At 56.9% G+C, this 25,054-nt stretch carries 26 protein-coding genes and 1 riboswitch; of the genes, 4 read left to right on the forward strand and 22 right to left on the reverse strand.

From position 1 onward, the window contains the following. Positions 1-106: 106 nt before the first annotated feature. The 9 genes from moaA to MOST_RS06690 form a co-directional block, all read right to left on the reverse strand. Positions 107-1,078 (reverse strand): GTP 3',8-cyclase MoaA, encoded by a 972-nt coding sequence (gene moaA / locus MOST_RS06650; protein WP_054938096.1) that lies wholly within the window; start codon positions 1,076-1,078, stop codon positions 107-109. A 63-nt stretch (positions 1,079-1,141) separates the two neighbouring features. Next, the gene (locus MOST_RS06655; RefSeq protein WP_054938097.1) at positions 1,142-2,398 is read right to left on the reverse strand and encodes a molybdopterin-binding protein; all 1,257 of its coding nucleotides are present in this window, start codon (positions 2,396-2,398) and stop codon (positions 1,142-1,144) included. 113 nt (positions 2,399-2,511) lie between these two features. Then, positions 2,512-3,741 carry a molybdopterin molybdotransferase MoeA gene (locus tag MOST_RS06660; RefSeq protein ID WP_054938098.1) on the reverse strand — a complete coding sequence of 410 codons (1,230 nt, stop codon included), beginning with the start codon at positions 3,739-3,741 and terminating at the stop codon, positions 2,512-2,514. 13 nt (positions 3,742-3,754) lie between these two features. Beyond that, positions 3,755-3,940: a hypothetical protein gene (locus MOST_RS06665; RefSeq protein ID WP_054938099.1), complete on the reverse strand. Its 186-nt coding sequence runs from the start codon at positions 3,938-3,940 to the stop codon at positions 3,755-3,757. A 116-nt stretch (positions 3,941-4,056) separates the two neighbouring features. Continuing rightward, positions 4,057-4,199, reverse strand: a riboswitch (molybdenum cofactor riboswitch). A gap of 76 nt (positions 4,200-4,275) precedes the next feature. Next, complete coding sequence (locus tag MOST_RS06670; protein ID WP_054938100.1) at positions 4,276-4,674, reverse strand: HEPN domain-containing protein; 399 nt, start codon at positions 4,672-4,674, stop codon at positions 4,276-4,278. Then, on the reverse strand, positions 4,664-4,975 hold the full coding sequence (locus MOST_RS06675; RefSeq protein WP_054938101.1) for a nucleotidyltransferase domain-containing protein: 312 nt from the start codon (positions 4,973-4,975) through the stop codon (positions 4,664-4,666). The genes MOST_RS06670 and MOST_RS06675 overlap by 11 nt, the downstream gene beginning before the upstream one ends. A gap of 64 nt (positions 4,976-5,039) precedes the next feature. Further along, positions 5,040-6,956 carry an FAD-dependent oxidoreductase gene (locus tag MOST_RS06680; RefSeq protein ID WP_244267251.1) on the reverse strand — a complete coding sequence of 639 codons (1,917 nt, stop codon included), beginning with the start codon at positions 6,954-6,956 and terminating at the stop codon, positions 5,040-5,042. Positions 6,957-7,073: 117 nt separating this feature from the next. Continuing rightward, a complete protein-coding gene (locus MOST_RS06685) occupies positions 7,074-8,627 on the reverse strand; it encodes a glycoside hydrolase family 26 protein (protein WP_054938103.1) in 1,554 nt (517 codons plus the stop codon). Positions 8,628-8,683: 56 nt separating this feature from the next. Further along, on the reverse strand, positions 8,684-9,250 hold the full coding sequence (locus MOST_RS06690; RefSeq protein WP_054938104.1) for a 5-formyltetrahydrofolate cyclo-ligase: 567 nt from the start codon (positions 9,248-9,250) through the stop codon (positions 8,684-8,686). 631 nt (positions 9,251-9,881) lie between these two features. Between MOST_RS06690 and MOST_RS06695 the strand changes: the two genes are divergently transcribed. Further along, a complete protein-coding gene (locus tag MOST_RS06695; RefSeq protein WP_054938105.1) occupies positions 9,882-10,892 on the forward strand; it encodes an Rpn family recombination-promoting nuclease/putative transposase in 1,011 nt (336 codons plus the stop codon). A gap of 387 nt (positions 10,893-11,279) precedes the next feature. Here MOST_RS06695 and tsaD read toward each other — a convergent pair whose 3' ends face one another. The 13 genes from tsaD to acpS form a co-directional block, all read right to left on the reverse strand. Continuing rightward, positions 11,280-12,299 (reverse strand): tRNA (adenosine(37)-N6)-threonylcarbamoyltransferase complex transferase subunit TsaD, encoded by a 1,020-nt coding sequence (gene tsaD / locus MOST_RS06700; protein WP_422879875.1) that lies wholly within the window; start codon positions 12,297-12,299, stop codon positions 11,280-11,282. After that, a complete protein-coding gene (gene rimI, locus MOST_RS06705; RefSeq protein WP_054938211.1) occupies positions 12,268-12,735 on the reverse strand; it encodes a ribosomal protein S18-alanine N-acetyltransferase in 468 nt (155 codons plus the stop codon). Before rimI ends, tsaD begins: the two co-directional genes overlap by 32 nt. After that, positions 12,732-13,439 carry a tRNA (adenosine(37)-N6)-threonylcarbamoyltransferase complex dimerization subunit type 1 TsaB gene (tsaB, locus tag MOST_RS06710; protein ID WP_054938107.1) on the reverse strand — a complete coding sequence of 236 codons (708 nt, stop codon included), beginning with the start codon at positions 13,437-13,439 and terminating at the stop codon, positions 12,732-12,734. Before tsaB ends, rimI begins: the two co-directional genes overlap by 4 nt. Continuing rightward, complete coding sequence (gene tsaE, locus MOST_RS06715) at positions 13,420-13,899, reverse strand: tRNA (adenosine(37)-N6)-threonylcarbamoyltransferase complex ATPase subunit type 1 TsaE (RefSeq protein WP_244267254.1); 480 nt, start codon at positions 13,897-13,899, stop codon at positions 13,420-13,422. Before tsaE ends, tsaB begins: the two co-directional genes overlap by 20 nt. 32 nt (positions 13,900-13,931) lie before the next feature. Continuing rightward, the gene (locus MOST_RS06720) at positions 13,932-14,513 is read right to left on the reverse strand and encodes a uracil-DNA glycosylase (protein WP_054938109.1); all 582 of its coding nucleotides are present in this window, start codon (positions 14,511-14,513) and stop codon (positions 13,932-13,934) included. Between the two features lie 102 nt (positions 14,514-14,615). Next, positions 14,616-15,245 (reverse strand): thiamine phosphate synthase, encoded by a 630-nt coding sequence (gene thiE, locus MOST_RS06725; protein WP_054938110.1) that lies wholly within the window; start codon positions 15,243-15,245, stop codon positions 14,616-14,618. Positions 15,246-15,315: 70 nt separating this feature from the next. Beyond that, on the reverse strand, positions 15,316-15,705 hold the full coding sequence (locus MOST_RS06730; RefSeq protein WP_054938111.1) for a response regulator: 390 nt from the start codon (positions 15,703-15,705) through the stop codon (positions 15,316-15,318). A 100-nt stretch (positions 15,706-15,805) separates the two neighbouring features. Further along, positions 15,806-16,516: a gamma-glutamyl-gamma-aminobutyrate hydrolase family protein gene (locus MOST_RS06735; RefSeq protein ID WP_054938112.1), complete on the reverse strand. Its 711-nt coding sequence runs from the start codon at positions 16,514-16,516 to the stop codon at positions 15,806-15,808. Positions 16,517-16,547: 31 nt separating this feature from the next. Next, complete coding sequence (locus tag MOST_RS06740) at positions 16,548-16,898, reverse strand: type II toxin-antitoxin system PemK/MazF family toxin (protein WP_054938113.1); 351 nt, start codon at positions 16,896-16,898, stop codon at positions 16,548-16,550. Between the two features lies 1 nt (position 16,899). Further along, the gene (locus MOST_RS06745) at positions 16,900-17,175 is read right to left on the reverse strand and encodes a CopG family ribbon-helix-helix protein (protein ID WP_106007067.1); all 276 of its coding nucleotides are present in this window, start codon (positions 17,173-17,175) and stop codon (positions 16,900-16,902) included. Between the two features lie 156 nt (positions 17,176-17,331). Further along, entirely contained in the window at positions 17,332-18,453 is a 1,122-nt protein-coding gene (gene alr / locus MOST_RS06750; RefSeq protein WP_054938114.1) for an alanine racemase, read from the reverse strand. After that, on the reverse strand, positions 18,425-20,011 hold the full coding sequence (locus tag MOST_RS06755) for an NAD(P)H-hydrate dehydratase (protein WP_054938115.1): 1,587 nt from the start codon (positions 20,009-20,011) through the stop codon (positions 18,425-18,427). The genes alr and MOST_RS06755 overlap by 29 nt, the downstream gene beginning before the upstream one ends. A gap of 117 nt (positions 20,012-20,128) precedes the next feature. Beyond that, positions 20,129-20,500, reverse strand: a complete 372-nt coding sequence (acpS, locus tag MOST_RS06760) for a holo-ACP synthase (protein WP_054938116.1) — start codon at positions 20,498-20,500, stop codon at positions 20,129-20,131. Between the two features lie 216 nt (positions 20,501-20,716). Here acpS and acs point away from each other — a divergent pair, with 216 nt between their 5' ends. From acs to MOST_RS06775, 3 genes are all read left to right on the forward strand, one after another. Next, positions 20,717-22,663, forward strand: coding sequence for an acetate--CoA ligase (gene acs, locus MOST_RS06765; protein ID WP_054938117.1), 1,947 nt, complete (start codon positions 20,717-20,719; stop codon positions 22,661-22,663). 236 nt (positions 22,664-22,899) lie between these two features. After that, positions 22,900-24,255 carry a histidine kinase gene (locus tag MOST_RS06770; RefSeq protein WP_054938213.1) on the forward strand — a complete coding sequence of 452 codons (1,356 nt, stop codon included), beginning with the start codon at positions 22,900-22,902 and terminating at the stop codon, positions 24,253-24,255. Continuing rightward, positions 24,245-25,006, forward strand: a complete 762-nt coding sequence (locus MOST_RS06775) for a LytR/AlgR family response regulator transcription factor (protein ID WP_054938118.1) — start codon at positions 24,245-24,247, stop codon at positions 25,004-25,006. The genes MOST_RS06770 and MOST_RS06775 overlap by 11 nt, the downstream gene beginning before the upstream one ends. Positions 25,007-25,054 lie beyond the last annotated feature (48 nt).

The following is a 25,054-nucleotide window of genomic DNA, read 5'->3' on the forward strand; positions in this document are numbered from 1 at the left end:
ACTTTTTTGAAGGAACGACCTGGTTCCCCCCACGGACATTAACCCCACCGGAGCTTAACCTGAACCAACTCCTACTTCCCATCTCCCACCTCTCACTTCTTAAACTTCAGCCGCCGATCTGGGACATGACCCGCGGCTGGCGCCAGCCGGTTTCCATATGATGTTTGGCCGGTTTCAGGCTGACGGCACGGGCAAAAATGGCCGCCAGTTCCGCCTCGGTGGCCCCGGCGCGTAAAGGCCCTTTGATGTCTATTTCCTCGTCCCAGTAAAGGCAGGGCCTGAGTTTCCCGTCGGACGTCAGGCGCAGGCGGTTGCAGCGTTGACAAAAGTGGCTAGACATGGCGCTGATAAAGCCGATACTACCTTTGCCGTCGGCCACCTTAAAGTTAACGGCCGGGCCGTTGGTTACCAGGTCTGCTAAAGGTTCCAGGGGATAGACCTGGCTGATCTGGTTTTTAATCTCATCCACGGGTACGTAATCGCTACCGGAAGCAGCAGCGGCACCAATGGGCATTAGTTCAATAAAACGGATGTGCAGGAGCTCTTCCTGCGCCAGCCGGGCAAAATCCAGGATCTCGTCGTCGTTAAAGCCGCGGGTAACGACAACATTGAGCTTTACCGGTGTAAGGCCCACGGCCAGGGCGGCATGGATGCCCTGCCATACGCTGCTGATATTGCCGCGGCGGGTGATATAGCGGTAGCGGTCTTTCTTCAGGGTGTCCAGGCTGATATTCACCCGGCTCAAGCCCGCTTCTTTAAGGGCCCTGGCCAGTCCACTCAAAAAGATGCCATTGGTGGTCAGGGAAACCTCTTTGATGGCCGGAAGTTTAGCCAGCTCCCGCACCAGGGTTACCACGTTTTTGCGCACCAGGGGCTCGCCCCCGGTAAGGCGGATGCGGTTTATCCCTGTCCTACCGGCCACCCGCGCCAGGGTGACGATCTCCTCCAGGCGCAAGATGTCCTGGTGACTCTTTAAGGGTACCCCGGTTGCCGGCATGCAGTAGCGGCAGCGCAGGTTGCAGCGGTCGGTTATGGCAATACGCAGGTAGTTTATCTGGCGGCGAAAGGTATCTTCCACCGGTCTCCCTCTTTTCTCCGGCAACGGCTTCTTCGTTATGCCGCTTTTTTATTTTAATTATAGCTACCCTTGATGGTCCTGGCTCCGGTGTGGAGTTCCTTCCAGAAGGGCTTCCCGCGGGCGCAGAAGATATACCGTCACTTCCTGGCCGGCGGCAAAGCCCTCGGCCAGGCGGGGTACTACCACAATACCGTCGGCCCGGGCCAGGGCCATGATGGTGCCGGCACCGCGGGAGGTCGGGATGGCCACCAGCCTGTCCCCTTCTCTTTCCAGGCGAACGCGGACAAACTCCTCCCGGCCGAGGGGGGAGTAAATTTTACGGGCTAGGACGGCCTGTACCCGTTCCCGCCGGGGCGGTTCCAGTCCCTGGCGGTAATAGATAACGGGTCTGGCAAAGAGTTCCGCGCACAGGGCGGCAGAGACCGGGTAGCCGGGTACGCCAATCACCGGCTTACCCTCGACTATGCCCAGGATTACCGGCTTGCCGGGCCGGGTGGCGACCCCATGGGTTAAAACCTGTCCCAGCTCAGCCACCAGGCGGGCGGTATAGTCCTCCCGCCCGGCCGAGGAACCGGCATTGATGAGGACCAGGTCGCTTCCCGCCAAGGCCTGCAACAGGCGTTCCTTTAAGAGCTGGTAATCATCAGGGGTAATGGGGTAAACCTGGGGCTCGCCCCCCCACCGGGTGACCAGGCCGGCCAGCATGGTACCGTTGGATTCCAGGATCTCGCCGGGGGCCGGATTGGGGTTGGGCGGCACCAGCTCAGTCCCCGTGGGCAGGATGGCTACCCGCGGCCGCGGCCGGACGGCCACCCGCGTGACCCCAGCCGCGAGCATCCCTCCCAGGTCGTAGGGGGTGAGGATATGGTTGACCGGCACCAGCAGCTCGCCGGCCGTGATGTCCTCACCCACCGGCCGGATATTCTGCCCTGGCACGGCCGGGCGCCGGATAACAGCCGTTGCCTTATCTTTAAAGGCTACCTCTTCAATCATAATAACGGCATCAAAGCCCTCGGGTAAGGGATCGCCCGTGTCGACAACCACTGCCTCGCGGTCCAGGGCCAGTTCCAGGGGTTCCCCCTCGCTGGCACCAAAGGTCTTTTCCGCCCGCACGGCTATCCCGTCCATGGCCGCCGCCGGGTAGTGGGGTGAGGAGATAGCGGCATAGACCGGTGCTGCCGTCACCCGGCCCAGGGCCTTGGTAACGTCTATTTCTTCAGCCGGCAGCCCGGCTAGGTAATTATTGGTTCTTAAAGTTCCCAGAAATTCCTCCAGGGCCTCCTGCCAGGGCCGGCTGGTGACAAAGACCTTGCGTGCCAATAACCAACCCTTCCTTCCCGGGTTTAATATAACTTAATTCAGCTTTCCGGACCCTCTCCGCTTTCTCGCCGCTTTCTCTCCGTTTTATGAACTATGGTATAATAAAGTAACACTTAAAATAATTTAACCTCTACCCTCGTACCGGCTTCCAGGCCCTCTTCCTCCAGGGGAATGGTTACCAGGCCGTCGGCCTGGACCATGGATGAGATCATACTCGATCCTCCCGGTACCGGTACGGCCAGGAACCCACCCGGGCCTGCTTCCAGGCGAACGCGGATATAGTCCTCCCGGCCGGGAATAGAAGTAACTGTCCGGCTTAAGATCGCCTCCACCGTCCTCCTCCCGGCCGGATGGTCGTAGCTCCCGTAGCGCAGCAAGGGTTCAATTAAGATACTGAAAACAACCATGGCTGAAACGGGATGGCCCGGCAGGCCCAGGATCATCTTATCGCCGGCCACTGCCGCAACGGTGGGCTTACCCGGGCGGATGGCCACACCGTGAAAGAGGATACCCGGCTGTCCCAGGCCAGCCAGGACCTGGACGGTTAAATCGCGGGTGCCGACGGAACTGCCGCCGGAAAGGAGCACCAGGTGGTTCTCCGCCAGGGCGGTTTTAACTATGGCTGTCAGGCTCTCCAGGTCATCGGGGGCAATACCGTAGAGGGTAACCTTGCCACCGCACTCCTGGACCAGTCCGGCCAGGGTGTAGGAATTAATATCTCTTACCTGGCCGGGTCCGGGGTCAGCCTCGGGAGGGACGATTTCATTGCCGGTAGCCAGGATGCCCACCCGCCAGGGCTCATATACAGTCACCCGGGTTACCCCCAGGCTGGCCAGCACTCCCAGGTCCTGGGGCCGCAAAGTATGGCCGGCAGGCAGGACGGTGGTACCGGCGCGGACGTCGGCACCCTGCCGCACCAGGTCCTGCCCCGGGGCCACGGGTTTAAAAACGGCGACCCGGCCCTCCGCGAGGACTTCCGTGTTTTCCACCATAACCACAGCATCAGCCCCTGGGGGCATCATACTTCCCGTAGCCACGGCCACCGCTTCGCCGGGGCCAACGGCAACTGCAGCCGGTTGCCCCATGGGCACCTCTCCTACCAGGTTCAAAATCACTGGCTGGCTTTCCCGGGCGCCAAAGGTATCGGCCGCCCGGACGGCATAACCGTCCATGGTGGCGCGGGTAAAACCGGGAACGTCGTCCTTCGCCGCCACCGGCCGGGCCAGTTCCCGCCCCAGGGCAGCGAGCAGGGGTAAAATCACTTCCTGCCGTCCCGGCAAGGGCCAGTAGCGGGCCAGCAGCCGGCGCGCTTCTGCTAAAGTTACCACCCGAAAGAGTTCCATCCATATCCCCCTGCTACTCGAAACACCCCAGCTGGCACTGGATAATCTTGATCTGCAAATCGTCGGCAGCCTGTCCCACCTCACGCATGGGCACCTGCAAACGGCGGGCCACTTCCTGGGCCACCGCGCAGGGCAGCTTGCCACCATGGTCAGCAGCCGCTTCTTTTACTGCTGCCCGGACGGCTTCCCGGTCAACCATGAAAATTCCCCCTCCAAAAAGTTTCATGCTCTATTCGCGTTGATTTATTATGGCCGGGCTTTATTCCTTTTTCGGAAAAATGTTACCTAAAAATGTATAGGCACCCGGAAGGGTGCCTGAAGTTACTAAAAACTCCTTTCCCATTCCGGGAGGCAGGCAGGTTTCCCCGCCTACCCCGTCGCTGCCTGGCAAGCAGGCAGGAGGCCAGCGGCCATAGCCTTAAAACCTTAGGCCCACTGGCTCGGAGGTATATGAGGTTATGTTTATTGTAGCATAACCATAAATAGGAGGCAAGCAGGAATTAAAACGCATTGAGCGTAGATGGTCCCTGACCTTTAGTTAATCATTTTAGCGAATATCTTATTGTATATATCTTCCGCCATCGCAATTGCTTTTTGGGCTTCATCGTTAGTTGCCTCTAGTGTATCACCCGGGTAACGTCCTTCGGTTACCCAATCGGCCAACCACTCCAGTTCCATTTCAGAAAACGCAGTCTGGTCTTCTGGGGGTAAAAGTTCAACTAGATAACTCAAGTCATGTTTATATGCAAACTTGATCCCCAACCGGATTAGAAGGGCTTTCAAGCTTTTTTCAGCGCACTGCTGTGACAGGTAGCAGGCCAAACCAAATTCGGGCTCCTCCTCGTCGTTGAAGGCCATCCTGGCCACACGCAAGTCCCTTCTTGCTTTATCCAGCCATCTTAATGCTTCCTGTTCCCTTTCCTCAGTGTTCATAGAGCACCAACCCTTCTTTGAGGGCGGGGTGGTAAACAGTCCACCAGGCGTCTTTATACTTGCTGATGTCCTCTAGATTGGCAACTATAATATCTTTCGGGACTTTAAATTCACGTAGCTCTTTTCTAATGGCTACTTGCATAGCCCGTTTTTGTTCACGACTGCAATCCATAACAATCAAAAAGTCTACATCGCTGTCCGGACCAGCTTCTCCCCTTGCCCATGAACCAAAAACGATTACTTTTTGGGGATGGAATTTCTCTACGATACGTTTAGCCATAGACTGTACTACTTCATGCATAAATGCCGACCCTCCTTTCCTGTATTATACCAAAAAATACCTGTAAATGTCTAATCTCAAAGGTCTACTTATCTTCCCTGCGGTTCTCCATTGCCACCAGGGCGCAGAGCTTCTCGGTGGCGTAGTAAGCTTCCGCCCCGGTTACTATCCCCTGGGGATCGCTTCCCGTTTTATCCAGGGGCAGGAGGCCCTTTGCCCCGGCCCGGGCCACGGCTGCCGCCGGGTCTAAAGCTGCCGTATCCTCGCCCAGGTAGGTAAGGAGGAGAAAGGCGGCTGCCCCCCGCGTTAAAGGTTTCCGTTCGAGATATGGCTCTAAGGCCGCTGCCCTGGCAGCAACCAGATCACCCCGGCCGGCTGCCCTTTTTAAGGCATTGGCCGTCATATAGTAAAAGCTTGCCTGGTTGACCGGGTCATCCAGCTTCCAGTCGTTATTATAACCGGCGACAATCAGGCCCCAGCGGTTGACGAACTGCAGGCCCACAAAGGCCCAGTGATCGCTCAAGGGGTTTTTGATGTGGTAGTCCTTCAGGTAAGCGCCGGCCTTCACCAGGAGATCCTGGATAGCCTTGATATCCCGGGAGCTGGCCGCCAGCTCCCGGAAATTCTTATTAACCTGCAGGGAATAAGCGGCTGCCACTCCGGCAGCGTCGCCGGTTGCCATGCCGATGGGTACCACCCGGGCGCTGCCGGCAGCCAGGTGGGTATAGCCGGCCGAGCGCCCAACTACCAGGAGGTTGTCAACCCCCTGGGGTACCAGGGAACGGAAGGGGATGCTGTAGACTTCCGGCCGGCCATAGACGTAACCCGTATCCTGGGGTGAAGTCGCCTGGACATCCACCGGGTAGGACCCCAGGGCAATGGCATCGGGGAAATAGCGGTTAAAGAGGACGTCATTCAGGTCCAGCTGGTAAAGGGCCTTGATGTGGCGGGTTTCCCGGACGTAGAGTTCCGGCGCCGCCCCCAGGAGCCTGGCCCCGGCAAAACCGGGCAGCCGGGAGCGCAAGAAGTCAGTAATAGCCGGCAGTTCTTTCCGGGCCAGTTCCATGGCTTCAGTTTTGGCAGCCTCGCTCAGTCCATCGACACCAAAGATCTGCAGGGCGTTAATGAGGATGGTGCCGTCATTCTGGCGGCCGATATTTAAGCCCCGCAGCCGCAAGCGCGAGGTGGAGGGCTGGTACGCCGCGCCAATGCTGGCAAAGCCCCAGGCAGCTCGGTCGGATATCTTAGCGTCTTTGATCCGGCCTCCTTTGACGGCCTGCTCCAGGGCCGCCCAGTCGATTCCCCCCAGGTGAAAGACCAGGGTCACAGCCTGGCGCCGGTCTTTCTCGCCCATGTCCTCGGCGCCTACCGTATAAGGAACGCCGGCCGCAGCGGCAACATCGGCATCCTGGGTGGCGTCGATGATCCGGCCGGCGTAGAAAGCCATTTCCTGGCCGTCCTTGACGGCTCTGATGCCCACCAGTTTATTGCCTTCCAGGATGGGCGCTTTAAAAGCAGTATTCAGGCTTAAAGCCAGGTTGGGGTAACGTTCAACCATGTCCAGGAAGACCTTTTTAGCCTCGGCGACATCAAAAATGCTGCCTCCTACCTGGCGGTAGAAATCAAGAAAAGTACCGCGTGTCAGCAGTTCGTGTTTCGGCCCGTAATTCATGTCAATAAAGTTCAGCCAGCCGTAAGTAAAGAGGCCGCCCAGGCCGTCGCGCCTTTCCACCAGCAGGACCTTCGCCCCCTGGCGGGCGGCAGAGATAGCCGCAGCCACTCCTTCCGGCTGCCCACCTACCACTAGTACGTCGTAACTCGCCCCGGCAACCGGCGGCGGCGCCGGCGGGAAAGTAGCCGGGTCGGGTGCCTGTTGGGCAACTACCTGCCCGGCCCAGGCCCGCCATATTGTTAAATAATACCTGGCCCGCTCAAAAGCAGCTACCCGACCTGGCCAGAGGCGCCACCCCATCAGGGCCGCTAAAAGCAAAATGAAGCTCAAAAAAAGAAACAATTTCCTTTTGCCCAGCATTAATTAAGTTCCACACCTTTTATTGGGGCTATTTTAGGTCCCGCTACTAGACAATTTAGAAATGGAACGAACGCAAACAAAGCCTGCCTACCGCGGGACCACCGCCTGGAACCGGTAGTGGGGATCCTGCAGGCCTTCCTTGTAGGCCGCCAGGCTCCGGGGCGAAGAATCCAGGTTGTAAAGCCACTTGCCGTCCACCTGGTTAAACCACACGGCAATCTTTATATTGGGGTAGCGTGTCGCTAGGCTCCGGAAACATTCCCGGATCCAGGCCGCCTTGTCGCCGCCCACTTCGTTGCTGGAGAACTCGGTAATCATGAAGGGTTTCTTCCCGAAATAATACATATACTCGCGGTACAGGGGCTCATAGATTTCATTAAACCCGCGCCAGACGTCGGCGGCATGGCTGGTGCCGTTGTTGTAGCCCGTCAGGCCGATCCAGTCGACGGTTTGATCCCCCGGGTAATAGAGCAGGTAATTATTCCATTTAAAATTGGGAAAGGAGCGGTCGTGGGGGTTAAAGACAAAAAGGACGTTATTCGCTCCCTCCGCCTTGAAGAGGCGATAGACACGCTCCCAGGCCATTTTAAAAATATCCGTATCCTTGCCGTAGTACCAGGCCGACCAGGTGGACCAGTCGCCGTTCATTTCGTTGCCAAAACGGACGAAAACAGGGTCCTCCAGGGCTTTAAACTGCCGCGCCCATTCCCGCAAAATATGGTCATACTTGCCCTGGATGAGGTCGATGAGGGAGGTATCATCCTTTTTGCCGTACCACCAGGGCTGGAGGGCAACCATCAGCACGCGGTTATCATCGTAGATTTTCTTTAATTCTTCAAAGTTGAAGCGGGTATCAAAGGCGGCATAAGTAATGAGAAATTGAAATTTAAAGTCCAGCTCTTTTTCCAGGGGCAAGAGCTTGGTAAAATACTCCAAGCGCCCCAGCTTGTGGGGGTTAAGGATGCCCCACAGGGTTTTATCTGCCGGGATCACCAGGCGGTGACGCCGGCCTTCGATTGCGATATCCCGCTGTACCGGCGGGGCTGCCGGCAGGGCAGGTACACCTTGCGGCGGCAGGGGTTTAAAGGTCTGGATAATCCGGTTTAAATCCCGCGCTGCGGCCGTAAAATTGGCCTGGTTGCTTTTGAGCATAAAAGTATAGACAGTTTTGCCGGCGACCAGGTCATACTCGAAGTAATAGTTTAAATCCCCGGCGTCCAGTTGCTGCCGCGTCCACTCAAACCGCCAGGTATGGTAGCCCCGGATATTTAACTGCTTCTGGCCCTGGAGCTTAATGCTGCCCCACCCCTCCTGGAGGCTGCGGTTGCTGTAAAGGACGTATTCCTCGGCACTGATTTTCCCTAAGGGTTGGGCGAAGATAGATAATTTGGCGTAAGCGGGTTTGGCCAGGATGGTTGCTACCCCCGGGATAATCTCCTGCTGCCAGCCGACAGGATAGTTTAAACTGAAACCATCATAAGTATTTACTAGCTCCTGCCATTCCTGAGTATCATTATCTACCGGGGTCATACTCAAGTTACCAGGAATATTGCCGGCAACCTGCGGCTGTTGCTGCAGGCGCCCGCTACCCATGGCCAGGAGAAAAAGAACCAGGAAAACAAGCCAGGTCCAGTTGCGCACCAGTTTCCTTCCTTTCGGGGAGTGTTACTCGCACCGGCCGCCAGCCCTACATATCCTCAGGGCTCAATAATTTCCGCATCGGTGATAACCATATCCACCGGCCGATCATGGGGCTCGGGATAAACGTCAGGGACAATTTGCTCGGCAAAAGCCAGGGCAATGGTTCTGGCCCCGGGCCTTAAGAATGCCAGGAAACGGTCATAATAGCCGGCGCCGTAACCCAGGCGGTTGCCGCCCCTGTCAAAGGCCACCCCTGGTACTATGACCAAGTCGATCATTTCTGGTGCCAGGGGGCGTAAGCTTTCCGGTTTGGGTTCCAGGATACCCCAGGTGCCGGGCTCCAAATCGACCGGGAAAGCCAGGACTTCCGAAGCAATAAGACGCCGCTCTTCCCGCACGCATAAGGGAACGGCCACCCGTTTTCTCCCGGCCAGGGCCGCTTTAATCAGGGGCGGGGTAGCCACTTCACTGCCAAAGGAGACATAACTCATAATTATGCCGGCCTGCTGCCAGGCAGGTAGTTCCAGGACTTTTTTAACGATAATCTCGCTTTTAGCTTCCCTGACTGTTGCTGCCAGGTCGTTACGCCTGGCTAGAATCTGCTGCCTTAACTGCTTTTTCAAGGTTACACCCCCGGCCCGGCAAGCTGGCCTTTAGATATTAGACATAAAAGCGCCAGATTCCTTCCCTGACTCTAAGAAAACAGTCCCAGGACTTCTTAATAAAAACACCGTCCCAGCCTGTATCCACAACCTTTCCACATGTTAATACCTTGAAAATCAAGCCTTTCAGCCAGTTATCCACATTCTGTGATTAACTTAGGGCCGGAATGATTTCAAATTTATCCACAGCAAGGGAGGCCTTAATTCCCGGTTAGTCACAGATTTATACACATTATCCACAGGCTAAATCATCCACAAAAACAGCCGTTCAGGTCCCAAAAAGGTCCCAGGACGGTCCCAGGAAGCTGTTAATAAAGGGGTAAATCGTGGATACCTTTAAACCTCGGAAAACGCTTTTGGTCATAAAAATTATTCTCATGCCAGTCCAGGGCCAGCCAAAAAATTGAAAAGTATCTATATTCCTTGGCTGACTGTGCGTCACCCATTTCTGCCGCCGCTTCTTGGTTTCGGGGTCACGGGGCAAGCTCCCTGGACCTCTATCTTACCGGCTTACCGAGGACCGCCGGCTTTCCAAAAACTCTCCCCCTGCTCCAAAAATATGGTATAATGGTATCAAGAAGAAGGTGATCCCTTGCCGGAAAATAAAGGGCAACCACGGTTTCCCCACCACCCCCACGACAAGGGTTACCGGCAGCTCCTGGCCGACAAGAGAGTTTTCCTGGAACTCTTAAAGACCTTCGTCCGGGAAGAATGGGTGGCGGCCATCGACGAAAACGACCTTATCCTGGTGAATAAATCCTACGTCCTTCAGGATTTCAGCGAGAAAGAAGCCGATGTCGTCTACCGGCTCAAGACCAGGGATAAAAACGTCATCTTTTACATCCTGCTGGAGCTGCAGTCAACGGTAGACTATCTGATGCCCTTCCGCCTTTTGCTATATATGGTTGAAATCTGGCGGGAAATCTACAACAACACCCCACAGGGCGAACGGGAGAGCAAAAATTTCCGCCTGCCGCCCATCATACCGGCAGTGCTCTATAACGGGGCTAATAACTGGACGGCGGAACTATCCTTCAAAGAAATGCTAGACGGTTACCAGAATTTCAGCGGGCATCTGCTGGACTTCCGCTACCTGCTGTTTGACGTCAACCGTTACAGCGAAGAAGAACTCGTCAAAGCTGCCAATGTAATCGCTAGCATATTTTTACTGGACCAAAAAGCCAAACCGGAAAAACTGATGATACGCCTCCAAAAACTAGCGGGAGCAATAAAGACCATGACGCCCGAAGAGTTCCGTCATATAACAACCTGGCTGAGGCACGTTATCAAACCTAAAATGCCAACCGGCATACAGGCAAAAGTTGATTGCATCCTGGATGCCAACAAACCCTGGGAGGTGGAACAGATGATTAGCAACCTGGAAATAGCTCTGGATGAAATGAGGCAAGAGATTTTATTGCAAGGAAAGTTAGAAGGAAAGCTGGAAGGAAAGTTGGAAGGAAAGTTGGAAGGGAAATTGGAAGGGAAACGGGAAGTGGCCCGGAACCTGCTTTTGCTTAACGTCGACATTGATACAATCATCAAAGCCACAGGGCTTGCCCCGGAAGAGATAAACGCCCTGAAGAAACAATTGGAGCAGTGATTTTTGGCTGGCCGTAAGTTCAGGAAAAAGCCCGCCTTATCCACCGGGGCGGGCCTTTTTATTATAATTTGCCGGAGCCGTGCGGCCGCTTGCCGGGAATTATGCTCACGTCTTCCTGGCCGGACACTAAGGGATATATATCTTGAGCCTGGCTCTTTTTAAAACCACTTTAGAGCCCCAGTCAGCGGCAGAGGTTCTTCGCTCTGCCTACCACCAGGAATTTCCCTAGAGTTATTTCCCGGACATTTGATTTCATTTGCTAACGGACTATTTCCCGAAGCCTTGAAATCACTAAGTTTTTAGCTGGTTTATTTTAGACTTCCTTATTTATCAAATACAGTCCAACCTGAATTTTACTAGGTTTTTGCCCCCAAACTGGCGAGACTCTTAATTAATAAGGGGTAAATCGGGGATAGCGTTTAAATCCAGGGGGGCAAAATCCCGGCGCAGGTACTGGTAGTAGGCGGCGCAGGCTATCATGGCGGCATTATCGGTGCATAAGGCAGGTGACGGACAAAACACGGGCAGACCTGCCTCCCGTCCTGCCGCCGCCAGCTCCTGGCGTAAAGAGCTATTGGCCGCCACACCCCCGGCAAGGAGGATGGAACGGGTAGCCATGCGCCTGGCTGCCTGGATGGTCTTCGTTACCAGGACCTCGACCACCGCAGCCTGGAAGCTGGCCGCTACATCGGCTAGGTTAACCTCCGTACCGGTTTGCCGGGCATGGTGGAGGTAATTGATTACCGCTGACTTCAGGCCGCTGAAGCTAAAGTCCAGGCTACCTTCTTCCAGCCAGGCCCGGGGGAAATTGATAGCCCGGGGATTGCCTTCCCGGGCCAGCTTTTCTAGCTCAGGGCCACCCGGGTAGGGCAGGCCCAGTACCCGGGCCACTTTGTCAAAGGCTTCCCCGGCGGCGTCGTCCCGGGTAGCCCCCAGGATGCGCCGGCAGGTATGGCTTTCCAGGTACACCAGGCTGGTATGGCCGCCAGATACCACCAGGCAGGCGGCCGGCAGGGGTAAATGGGGGTACTGCAAAAAGCCGGCATAGATGTGGCCCAGCAGGTGGTGGACACCGATGAGGGGTTTATCCAGGGCATAGGCCAGGCTTTTAGCGTAGGCCAGGCCCACCAGCAAAGCCCCCACCAGGCCGGGCCCATACGTAACCGCCACGGCATCCAGGCCGGTGAAGGAAAGGCCGGCGGTGGCCATGGCTTCGGCCACTACCGGGACGATATTTTCCATATGGCGGCGGGAGGCAATCTCCGGCACTACCCCGCCAAAGCGACGGTGGGTGGCAATCTGGGAAGCAATGATATTGGCCCGTACCTCAGTACCATTAATAACGATGGCTGCCGCCGTCTCGTCACAGGAAGTTTCAATGGCCAGAATAGTAGTTGCTGGTTCCAAGGCCATTCTCCTCAAAGAAATGTTTCCACATAATGATGGCGTCTTCGCGATTATCGTTATAATAACCTTTACGTACCCCGGCGCGGAAGAAGCCAAGGCGTTCATAAAGGCGCTGGGCCGGCCGGTTGGAAACCCTTACCTCCAGGGTCATCCTGTCGGCGCCCAGACGCACGGCCTCCTGCATCAGGACCTTGAGGAGCAGCTCCCCCAGGTGCCGGCCGCGGTAGTGGGGGTGAACGGCCACATTGGTAATATGGGCTTCATCAAGGATAATCCACATCCCGGCATAGCCGATAACCTGCCGGCCGGCCAGGGCTACATAATAATAGGCGAAATTGTTGTTATATATCTCATTTAAGAAGGAGTGGCGCGTCCAGGGGGTAGGAAAGGAAACCCTTTCAATGGCCAGCACCCCGTCCAGGTATTCGCTGGTCATGGGCAGGATTTGCACTTCAACTGGGCCTGCCTCTCCGCCGGTGACGGGCGGAGGTAAAGTGGCTTTAACTGGAAAAGGTCGTCCTCCTTCCCGGCCAGGAGGCGTTCCCGCCCCAACCTGGCTATCTGCGCCGCCCGCGGCAAGGTGCTGGTGGAGGGAAGAAAGCGGGCCCTGGTGCCCAGCTGCTGCCATACTTCCCAGTAGGGTGCTACCCCATCGCCTAAAAAGTAGACCGGCATAGTGGAGGATTTTAATGAGTCGACCAGCGAGTAAGGATCCAGGGCCTGATATGGCGTTAAACGGCATAATTCTCCCTCCTGCCAGCGGTAAAGGGCCGTATATACCTCCTGGCGGCGCGCATAGAGCACCGGACAAACCAGCCCCGGTACCTCCCAGGCGTTCCAGGCCAGGCCATCCAGGGTGGGGATACCGGCCACCGGTTTTTGCGCCGCGTGGGCCAGGCCTTTGACTGTAGCCAGGCCAATGCGTAAGCCTGTAAAGGACCCCGGCCCCAGGGCCACGGCCAGGCCGTCAAGATCGGCAAGTTTCACCCCGGCCTCACGGAGCAAGGTAGCGATCATGGGTAACAGGCGCTGGGAGTGGTTTTTGCGGGTATTGAAAAACAATTCGGCTACCAGCCGGTCGCCATCGATTAAAGCCACCCCGGCAACCTGGGTGGCACTGTCAAGCCCCAGGACCAGCAATTTGTTTCAACTCCTCCAGGATACGGGCATAACGCTGCCCCCTGGCCGTCAGGGTGGCGCGGCGGCCTGCCGTGGCATCATACTCCAGGCAAACCTCCAGGTACTCCGGGGGTAAAAGTTCCCCTAGGCGCTCCCCCCACTCAACCAGCGTCACTCCCTGGCCGTAAAAATATTCCTCCAGCCCCAATTCCAGGGCAGCCTCCGGGTCTTCCAGGCGGTACACATCAATATGATAAAAGGGAAGGCGGCCCTGGTGTTCCTGGATCAGGGTAAAGGTGGGACTGGTAACCGTACCGCTCACCCCCAGGCCTTGAGCCAGGCCCTGGGCCAGGGTGGTCTTGCCGGCTCCCAGTTCCCCGGTGAGGATAACAACATCTCCCGGACCTAAAAGCCTGCCCAGGACCCGGCCCAGCTCCCTGGTAGCCCCGGCATCCTTTAACCGTATTTGCACAGCAGTCACCATTCAGTCATTCTATTGCGAGTCTCGCCCGTTCACTGCTCAAACTCCAGGGACAGTTGTTCCGCCTGCAAGGCGCGGTAAACGTCCCGCAAACTTTTAAAATCCTCCCAGACTGGCCGTTTTTTTGCAGCATCCCTAAGCAGGGCTGCAGGGTGAAAGGTGGGCAGGTAACGAATACCATCCCTGGCAATCCACCGGCCCCGCAACCGGGTGATGCTGGCCCCGGGGGCAATTAAAGTCCGGGTGGCCACAGCCCCCAGGCAGACGATAATTTTAGGCTTAATAAGTTTAATCTGAGCCTCCAGGATTGGCCGGCAGGCCTGCACTTCGGAGGCATCTGGCTGGCGGTTACCCGGCGGCCGGCATTTAACGACATTGGTTATATATAATTCTTCCCGTTTAAAGCCAGCAGCAACCAGGATGCGGTCGAGAAGCTCTCCGGCAGGGCCGACAAAGGGTCGCCCCAGTTCGTCCTCCTGGGCCCCCGGGCCCTCCCCCACCAGCATTAAGCCGGCCCGGGGGTTCCCCTCACCAAAAACCACCTGCCTGGCCCCCTGCCTTAAGCTGCATCCCCGGCAAGCCAGGGCCTTCTGTCGCAGGGCTTCCAAGTCCATCAAGCAACACCCAATACCTTACTTCTATCTTTCCGGCGATAATCCTGCCACGTAATTACTATTCCTGGCTGGCCTGGCACTGCCGCACAGCATCTATATACGCTAGTGCCGGGCCCGCCTCACGGCGGCCAGCAATTCCCGGGCGGCAGCGGCCACGTCCGGGGCACCGATAACTGCCGAGACGACGGCCACGCCGTCGGCTCCAGCCGCAATAACCTCAGCAGCGTTGTTGCTATTGATGCCGCCTATGGCGACAAGTGGCACAGTGACTGCAGCCCGGATGGCCTTTAATCCCGCCAGGCCGATGGGCTCGCCGGCATCTTCTTTACTTCTAGTAGCGTAGATGCTGCCAACTCCCAGGTAATCCGCACCATCCACAACTGCCTGCCGGGCCTCAAGTACCGTCCCCGTTGATACCCCCAGGATTTTTCCCGGGCCCAAAAGCTCCCGGGCTACCTTGGCCGGCAAATCCTCCTGGCCGATATGTACGCCGTCGGCCTCTACGGCCAGGGCTACATCCAGGCGGTCGTTAACGATAAAGGTAGCCCCCGCAGCACGGGTAAGCTGCCGGATCTCCCGGCCCAGCTCTACCTGTTCCCGGGCCGGCAGGTCTTTCTCCCGCAGCTGAATGGCTGTCGCCCCGCCGGCCAGGGCTTGGCGCACCAGTTCCAGGGTTGGCCGGCCCCCGCCCAGGTTGGTAGTAATAATGACGTACAGGTCCCATGGAGCCATAATTTTGTCCTCCTCCAGGAAGTCTAAAAGCCACCTGCCGTAATACGCAGGCGGCTTTTATACTTCGTTATTACGGTGCCAATTTCCTGCAATCCGGTTCTTCCCCGGGTAAGAGTGTCCTCACCCTGGCTTTTAATTCTTCCAGGTCAAAGGGCTTGTAGATAAAATCACTGGCCCCCAGGTGCCAGACTTCCGGTAGCGTCGCTGCATCAACGTAAGCCGACATGATAATTACTGCTGTATGCGGGGCCAGGGCCTTGATCCGCGGCAGGGCTTCCAGCCCGCCCATGATGGGCATCCTGACATCCATCACCACTACATCCGGCCGCCAGCGCTCTACCTGGCGCAGGGCATCCCGCCCGTTAACGGCCGTAGCAACCTGGTAGCCTTCTTCCTGAAAAGCAAGCTGCAATAAGGTACGCACTCCGTGCTGGTCATCAACAATGAGTATCCTTGGCAAGGCCTATGCATCCTCCGGCTTACATGGAAAATTACTTCCCCTATTATTAATTTATTCGACAGGTAATGACCTATTTCCTGCAACTATGGAAAATAATGTGTTAGATGTTATTGCCCCGGGCTTGTTCGACAAAATTTTCAAACAGCTCTTTTTGCCGCCGGTCGTAACAAAATAAATCCTCAGGGTGCCACTGGACGCCAATTACCGCTACCTCCCCCTCACCTTCCAGGGCCTCGATCAGGCCATCAGGTGCCACGGCACTGACCCTTAAACCCTTACCCACCCGGCGGACTGCCTGATGGTGCAGGCTGTTGACCCGCGCCGTAGGCCCGAAAATTCCCGCCAGCCTGGTGCCTGGTATAACCTTCATATCATGGCAGGGTTGCTCTCTAGGCCCGGCCTGGTTGTGTTCCAAGGCACCTGGAACTTCGCTTTTGATATCCTGGTACAGGTCACCCCCGGCAGCTACATTAAGTACCTGGATGCCCCGGCAAATGGCGAGGATGGGCATTCCCGCCGCCAGGGCGGCACGGGTAAGGGCCAGCTCAAAGACATCCCGTTCCGGCAGGACTTTATACAGCGTGGCTTCCGGCCGGGCGTTAAAAAAAGATGGCTCAATATCCCCGCCACCCGTTAAAAGCAAGCCATCGATTATTGCCAGGTAACCTGCCGCCAGTTCCGGGTTTACCGGCGGTAAGAGCACCGGCAAGCCCCCGGCGGCAGTAATAGCCTGGAGGTAGGCCGCCCGTAAAAAAACGCGTTCTCGGTCACGCTCCAGGTCACAAGTAACCCCTATTCTCGGCGCAGCCATAAATCTTCCCCCGTAACTTCCTCTCCCCAAACTATAGCTCTATCAAACCCAGGCTGATTTCAATAGCCCGGTTGACCTTCTCCAGGGTTTCTTCATCAAGGACAGCTACCTTTTGCTTGAGGCGGCTTTTATCAATGGTGCGGATTTGTTCCAGGAGGATAACCGAATCCCGTTCTAGGCCGCTCCTGGCAGCGCTGATTTCCACGTGGGTAGGTAGTTTGGCCTTAGCAATCTGGGAAGTGATAGCGGCGACAATGGTGGTAGGGCTGTACTGATTGCCAATGTCATTCTGGATGATGAGTACCGGCCGGGTTCCTCCTTGTTCGGAACCGACCACCGGATTTAAATGGGCATAAAAGACGTCTCCACGACGAACCAACATTTTATTTACACTCCGCCAGCCTGTCATCGTAGTATCTCTGGGCTTCATTTTCTACATCATAGTTTTCCACCGCAAGGGCCAGATTGATTGACGCCATTTCCTGGTAGCCCCGTTTCATTTGCTCCCGGATATTGCGGCGTTTACGCTCGGTAATATATAGTTTCATGGCTTCGCGAATAAATTCACTCCTATTACGCCTTTCCAGGGTCGCCAGGCCGTCAACCTCGGCCAGGAGGCTTTCCGGTAGACTGATCATGATCCGCTTGACACCCGGCAAGAAAAGGCACCCCCTATATTGGATGTGAGAAATGAGAAGTTAGAGATGGAGAGGCAACTAAACTTTTCAAATAATATTGCTGTCATGATATAACCAATTATAGCGGTAAAGGATTACCAGCGCAAGGCCGGGAGAAATCATTTTAGTGGCCATTTTTTAACTTTGCTTATATACCCGCGGTACCCTCCCGGAAATCAGGCAAAGGATCTCATAGTTGATCGTTCCCATCCAGGCAGCTACTTCCTCCACCGGTAAAAGCTGCTCTCCCTGGCGGCCGAAAAGGACAACTTCATCACCGGCGCGGGCTTCTGGTATAGCCGTGACGTCTATCATACACTGGTCCATGCAGACCCGGCCAATGACCGGCGCCCGCCGGCCCCGGATTAATACTTCCGCCCGGTTGGAAAGGAGGCGCGAGTAGCCGTCAGCGTAGCCCACCGGCAAAGTCGCTACCCTGGCGGGGGCAGGCGTACAGTAGGTGCAGCCGTAGCTAATATACGTCCCGGCCGGCACCTCCTTCACCAGGACGACCCTGGTCTTCAAGGTCATGGCCGGTCGTAGAGCCAGACGCTCCCTCCGGACCTCCAGGGAAGGATAATGGCCATAAAGGATAATGCCCGCCCGCACCAGGTTGAAATGGGTTTCTGGCAGGTCGATAATGGCCCCGCTGTTGGCCGCATGGCGCCAGGGGAAGGTTATACCATGTTGCTCCAGGTCGGTAATTACCCTTTGAAACAGGGCCAGTTGCCGCCTGGTATAGGTTTTATCGGCTGCATCGGCAGCGGCAAAATGGGTAAATATGCCTTCCAGCCGGACGTGGGGCAATCCGGCTATGGCCAGAGCCGCCGCTACGGCCTGGCCGGGCAAAAAACCCAGCCGTCCCATGCCGGTATCAATTTTTAAATGCAGCCGCGCCCGGGTACCAGCAGCAGCGGCGGCTGCATCCAGGGCCCGGGCCTGTTCCAGGCTGAAGACCGTCTGGGAGAGGTCCGCGGCCACCACCCGGCTGGCATCTTCGGCCGGGGTATAGCCTAAAATAAGCAGAGGGGCTGTAATCCCATCCTCCCGTAAAGCCAGGGCTTCATCGAGCGTGGCCACTCCCAGCCAGGTGGCCCCGCTGGCCAGGGCCGTCCTGGCTACCGGTACGGCCCCGTGGCCGTAAGCGTTGGCCTTAACAATAGCCATGATCTCTGTTTGGGGGGCCAGTATTTTTTTAATGGCGCGGACATTGTGGGCGATCGCATCCAAATCAATCTCGGCCCAAACTGGCCGTGACACCAGCCTCCACCTCCAAATTGCGGAAAACCGCTGGTAAAAAGTTTAACAAATCTCCCGCCAGGAGAGCATGCTGGCCCAGGCTAGCCCGCGCCTCGTCCCCGGCCGCTCCATGCAAGAAGGCCCCCAGGGCCGCAGCCACCCCGGGCTCCAGCCCCTGGGCCATAAAGCCGGCTATAATCCCCGTCAGGACATCACCGCTGCCGGCGGTAGCCATGCCGGGATTCCCGGTAGGATTAATGTAGGCCTGCCCGTCAGGCCAGGCGATGATGGTCCGGGCGCCTTTAAGGAGGAGGATCACCTGCCATTCCCGGGCGTACTTCCTGGCTATCTCCAGGCGGTCTTCCTGGACTCTGGCTGCCGTTGTCCCCACCAAGCGGGCCATTTCCCCCGGGTGGGGTGTCAGGACCAGGGGACCGTGGTTCCCGGTAAGGATGCCGGTATCCGTTGCCAGGGCATTGAGAGCATCGGCGTCGACCACCGCCGGAGCTTTAAGGCGGGGAAGGAGTTCCTTTACCAGTTCCACAGTTGCCGGGTCCCGGGAAAGGCCGGGACCAAGGGCCAGGACGTCACACGCCGCCAGGCGTTCCAGGATGGGGTCCAGGGCCTCTCGGCTTAAGTATCCGCCAGGTGTTTCCGGCAAGGGACAGGTCATGACTTCCGTCGTCTTCATTTCCAGGATCCCGTGGACACCGCGGGGTACGGCCGCCGTTACCAGGCCGGCCCCGGCCCTTAAAGCGGCCGTGGCCGCTAAGGCAATGGCCCCGGTCAGGCCCGGTGCACCTCCCACGGCCAGGACATGGCCGTAAAGGCCCTTGTGACCGCTGGCCTCCCGTTTGGGCAAGCGAGAACGGCACCAGGCCGGCGTCAGCAGGTGCAGGTTAAAGCGCTGGCTGTCAATGAGTTTCTGGGGGATGCCTATGTCGGCCACCTCCAGGCGGCCGGTGTAGCTCGCCCCCGGCTCGACGACCAGGCCCAGTTTGGGCAGGGCAAAGGTTACGGTCCAGGTAGCCTGAATGCAGGGGCCAAAGGCCCGGCCGGTATCGGCTTCCAGGCCGGAGGGCAGGTCAACGGCCACTGTATCCCGGTGGGCTTTATTGATCATGGTAATGACGGCTGCCGGTAAGCCCATGGCCGCTCCCTTAAAACCGGTACCAAAAATGGCGTCTACCACCAGGTCGGCATAAAGGAGGGCGATGTCAGCCCGCTGGAGGTGGCTTTCCCCCAGGAGGGGGAAGATACGGCCACCCATTTTTTGGTATATCTCTAAATTGGTGCGGGCATCGCCGCGCAGGTCTTCCGGCCGGGCCAGGAGGAAGACCTTGACCTCCGCCCCCTGGTTTAAAAGATGGCGGGCCACCACCAGGCCGTCGCCACCGTTATTACCTTTGCCGCAGAAGATTAACACCCGGCGGTTCTTCACCCGGTCTTGAAAATGGCGCCGGATGGATTCCACTACCCTCAAGCCCGCATTTTCCATGAGCACAATGCTGGGCACCAGGTACTCGCTGGAAGCCAGGCGGTCCAGCTGCCCCATTTCCGCGGCCGTTACCAGGTACATGGCTCATCCCTCTTTCAAAATAGCTTCTGCGCGGGCCGACTTTGTTTTCGTCCGCTCCAAACTAAAGCCAGCCCTTAATTTTCATGGTTTCGTGGTTGGGGCGCCAGCCCCGCGGGACTAGTCTTTCAAAGCCAGGGCTACTGCCGCGGCATAAGCCCGGCAGTGGGACAGGCTAACGATTATGGTGCCAGCTCCCACCTCGCGGGCCAGTTCCCCGGCCCGGCCATAGAGCACTACCCGGGGCCGCCCGCCCTCTTCCCGGCTAATCTCAATGTCCCGGAAGGAACAACTACCCAATCCCACCCCCAGGGCCTTCATTACTGCCTCTTTGGCGGCAAAACGCGCGGCCAGGGAAGCCCCGGGACGGTGCCGGCTGCTACAGTACTCCTGTTCCGCTGCCGTAAATAACCTGGCTAACAAACGCGGGTGGCGCTTTAAAGCCCTTTCCAGGCGCTCAATTTCAATAATGTCAATGCCAAGGCTTGCCATAGTCCCATCCTAACCATTTTACTGCTGCTTAATTCCCTTTTGCTTTATTCGGCAATAATGGTGAAAAACCTCCTGCAAATTTTGCCCCTTTTTTCCCAAAGCTGCTTAAACCTCTTTGCCTACCACTAAGACCGGCGAGACGACCTTTGGCGCCCAAAGCCTTTATTTTTCTTGCTTTCCCGCTTAAGATAGAAACACAGGAAGGGAGTGAAAACCATGAGTAAAGACACCAGGACCATCGAAGCGCTGTTAAAAGAAAACCGCACTTTCCCTCCCCCGCCGGCCTTTGCCGCTGTAGCCAATGCCAGGGACGCCGGAATATATAAGGAAGGCGAAGATATGGAAAAATTCTGGGCCAGGGAAGCTGCTCAACTCCACTGGTTCCGGCCCTGGGACCGGGTGCTGGAGTGGGAATATCCCCTGGCCTGGTGGTTTAACGGGGGCACCCTTAACGTTTCGTACAACTGCCTGGACCGGCACCTGGAAACCTGGCGCCGCAATAAGGCGGCCCTTATCTGGGAAGGGGAACCGGGGGATTCTGTCGTCCTTACCTACCGCGACCTCTACCGGGAAGTCAACAAGTTCGCAGCGTGCTTACGTTCCCTGGGGGTCAGGCGGAATGACCGGGTAACCATCTATTTACCCATGATCCCGGAGCTGCCAATTGCCATGCTGGCCTGCACCCGCATTGGCGCTGTCCACAACGTGGTTTTCGGAGGTTTCAGCGCTGCCGCCCTGCGGGACCGGATTAATGATATAGGCGCCAAAGTGCTGATCACCGCCGATGGCGGCTTCCGTAAAGGCAGGGTAGTTGCTTTAAAGGAACACGCCGATACCGCCCTGGCCGAGACCCCTACTATCGAGAAAGTCATCGTTACCAAACGCACCGGGGAAAGGGTAAATATGCAGCCGGGCCGGGACCTCTGGTGGCATGAACTCATGGCCGCCGCTCCTCTCTATACCCCGCCGGAACATATGGAGGCTGAAGATCCTCTCTTTATCCTGCATACAAGTGGCACCACCGGTAAACCAAAGGGAGTTGTCCATACCACTGCCGGTTACCTGGTAGGCGTAACCACTACCTCCCGTTACGTCTTCGACCTTAAAGATGAAGACGTCTACTGGTGTACTGCCGATATCGGCTGGATTACCGGCCACAGCTACGTCGTCTACGGTCCTCTGGCCAACGGGGCCACCGTTCTCATGTATGAGGGCAGCCCCGACTACCCCCAGCCGGACCGTTACTGGCAGATTATTGAAAAATACGGTGTTACCATTTTTTATACCGCTCCCACGGCCATCCGCTCCTTTATGCGCGCCGGCCCGGCCTACCCGGCCCGGCACGACCTCTCCTCCCTGAGGCTACTGGGAACAGTCGGTGAGCCCATTAACCCCGAGGCCTGGATGTGGTACTACAACTATATCGGCCACCGCCGCTGCCCCATTGTCGATACCTGGTGGCAGACGGAAACCGGGATGATCCTCATCACCCCCCTGCCGGGCTTGACCCCCTTGAAACCCGGCTCAGCCTTCCGACCCTTCCCGGGGGTAGAAGCAGCGGTAGTCGACGACCGGGGCGAACCGGTACCACCAGGTAAAGGCGGCTACCTGGTCATTAAAAAACCCTGGCCGGCCATGATGCGCACCATCTTCAACGACCCCGAACGCTATGTCAACCAGTACTGGAACCGCATCCCTGGCTATTACTTTACCGGCGACGGCGCCCGCGTAGATGAAGACGGCTACTTCTGGCTCCTGGGCCGGGTGGATGACGTCATTAACGTCTCCGGCCACCGCATCGGCACCATGGAAGTGGAAAGCGCCCTGGTGGATCACCCTGATGTTGCCGAAGCGGCCGTCATCAGCCGGGAGCATGAAATCAAGGGGCAGGCCATAGTGGCCTTCGTCACGGTCAAGGACGGCGTCGAGGCTACTCCCCGCCTGGCCCAGGAACTGAAGGAACATGTGGTACAAAAGATCGGCGCCCTGGCCAGGCCGGAAGCAATTTTTTTCACCGCCGAATTGCCCAAAACCAGGAGCGGTAAAATCATGCGCCGCCTCCTGAGGGATATTGCCGAAGGCCGCGCCCTGGGGGACACCTCCACCCTGGCCGACCCGGCAACGGTAGCCAAACTGAAAGCCGCTTACGCCGAGGAAGCGTAGTCCCCAGGTCAGAGGCAGGAAGTCGGCGGTCGGAAGCTCGGAGGAACTAGCTGCTAAAGCCGGTTCCACATCGAGAAGGGAGAGCCCGTGAACAGAAGGGTTCTCCTTTTATATTTGGGGCAGTGCAGTTATAGATGTCCCTGATTGACAAAGAAGCCAGTTCGTTGTAGCATGGAATTAACAAGGATTAGTACCTGCTTTCTTAATTTTCTTGCCAGCAGATGGGAGAAATGGCCATGAATTATATATTTTACCTCCTGTTTATTGCTTTGACCCTGGTAGAAACCATAGCCGCAATCATCCTTTTCCAGGCTTCACCCTTCCTGGCCTTCCTGGCCTTCGGGGGATCAAACGCCCTGGGGTTAGGGGCTTTAAAAGCTTTCCAGGGGCCCCCTTGCTCATTAACCCAGTCTCCGGTGGAAGAAGAGGATGAGATCGGCGGGACGGAAGGTATTTTCGCTTCTACCCTGCAGATTGCCCATGAGACTCTGCCGGTATTACGCGGGGGGTTAAATGAAGCAACGGCCGCCAAGACGGCCGAAATCATCCAGAATATCACCGAAGTCCCGGCCATAGCCATCACCGACCGCGAACACGTCCTGACCTTCCTGGGGGTAGGCTGCGACCAGCACCGGGCCGGTGACCGGATCTTAACGGAAGCCACGAAAGAAGTCATCGCCACGGGCAAGTTGAAGGTGGTGCATACCCCCCAGGGGCTCTGCTGCCCCAGGTATAATATGGGCTGTAACTGCCCTTTAAAAGCAGCCGTTATCGTTCCTTTAAAATGCCGGGAGGAAATTGTCGGCGCTTTAAAGCTCTACCAGACCCGGGAAGGGGTCTTCCCGCCCCAGATCATCCGCCTGGCCATTGGCCTGGCCGATCTTTTGAGCCTGCAAATCGAGCTGGCCGAGCTGGACCGCCAGCGCCAGCTCCTGACGGAAGCCCGGCTGGAAGCATTGAACGCCCAGATCAACCCCCACTTCTTCTTTAATACCCTGAATACCATTATCAGCTTCAGCCGTACCGACCCGGAGCGGGCCCGCCGCTTGCTGATCCGCCTGGCCAGCCTCTTCCGCCGCACCTTAAACCGCCGCGGTAGCCTGACAACTTTGCGGGAAGAGCTGGAATGTGTCCGTACCTACCTGGTCCTGGAAAAGGCCCGTTTCGGTAGCAAATTCCGCTACTTCCAGGACGTACCGGTAGAATTGTTGGATTATCACATTCCCGTCCTCAGCCTGCAGCCGCTGGTAGAAAACGCCATCAACCACGGCCTGTTGCCCAAAGAGGGGCCCGGGATGATCAAAATATCCGGGCGTCTGGCAGGTAATGAGCTCCATTTAACCGTAAAGGATGACGGTGTCGGTATCCCGCCTGAGAAAATCCCCCTGGTTCTCCAGCCAGGATACGGGTCTGGTAACGGTGTCGGTTTAAGTAACGTCAACCTGCGCTTCCAAAACCTTTACGGCCCCGATTACGGTTTGCGCCTGGATAGCAACGCTAACGGCACGACAGTTTTCCTGCGGGTGCCCGTTATCCGGCCGGCAGTTGTAAAAGACGCCTCAGCAAAGGAGTTGCTGGTTAATGAAGCTTAAAGCCCTGATTGTCGATGACGAATACCCGGCCCGGCAGGAACTGCGCTTTATGCTCCAGGAGTTCAAAGATGTGGAAGTAGTGGGAGAAGCGACCAATGCCCGGGAGGCTTTGAATCTCGTCAGCGCCCTTGATTACACGGTGCTTTTCATGGATATCAATATGCCCGGGATGAACGGCCTGGAACTCTCCCGGGCTATTCAAAAGCGACCCAACCCGCCCTTCATTATCTTTGTCACGGCCTATGAGGAGTACGCCCTGCAGGCCTTTGAAGTCAACGCCGTCGATTACCTTTTAAAGCCCTTCGATGAAAAACGCCTGCGCCAGGCTATTGATAAAGTCCGCCGCCTGGTGGAACAGCGCCAGCAGCAGCCGGCAACTCCTGAAGCAGGTCCCGGCAGCGACGGCAAGGGCCGCCTCAACCGCCTACCGGTAGAAAAGGATGGCAAGACCATCCTCCTGGATCAAAACGACCTGATCTATGCCTGTACCCAGGGGGATAATGTTTATTTAAAAACATTAAATGAACAATACCTAACCCGTTTTACCCTCAAAGAACTGGAAAACCGCCTGGATCCCCGGGTTTTCTTCCGCTGCCACCGCTGTTATATCGTCAACCTGACCAGGGTGCGGGAAATCGTTCCCTTCTTCAACGGCACCTACACCCTGATAATGGCCGACAAGCAGCAGAGCGAGGTGCCGGTGAGCCGCAACCAAGCCCGCAAGCTGAAAAGCCTCCTGGGCATCAATTAAAATATTTTAAGCGGGCCAGCACCCGAAAATCAGAAGGGGAAAAAGTAA

It is taken from the genome of Neomoorella stamsii (assembly GCF_002995805.1).
In the GTDB taxonomy this organism is placed as follows: Bacteria; Bacillota; DSM-521; order Neomoorellales; family Neomoorellaceae; genus Neomoorella; species Neomoorella stamsii.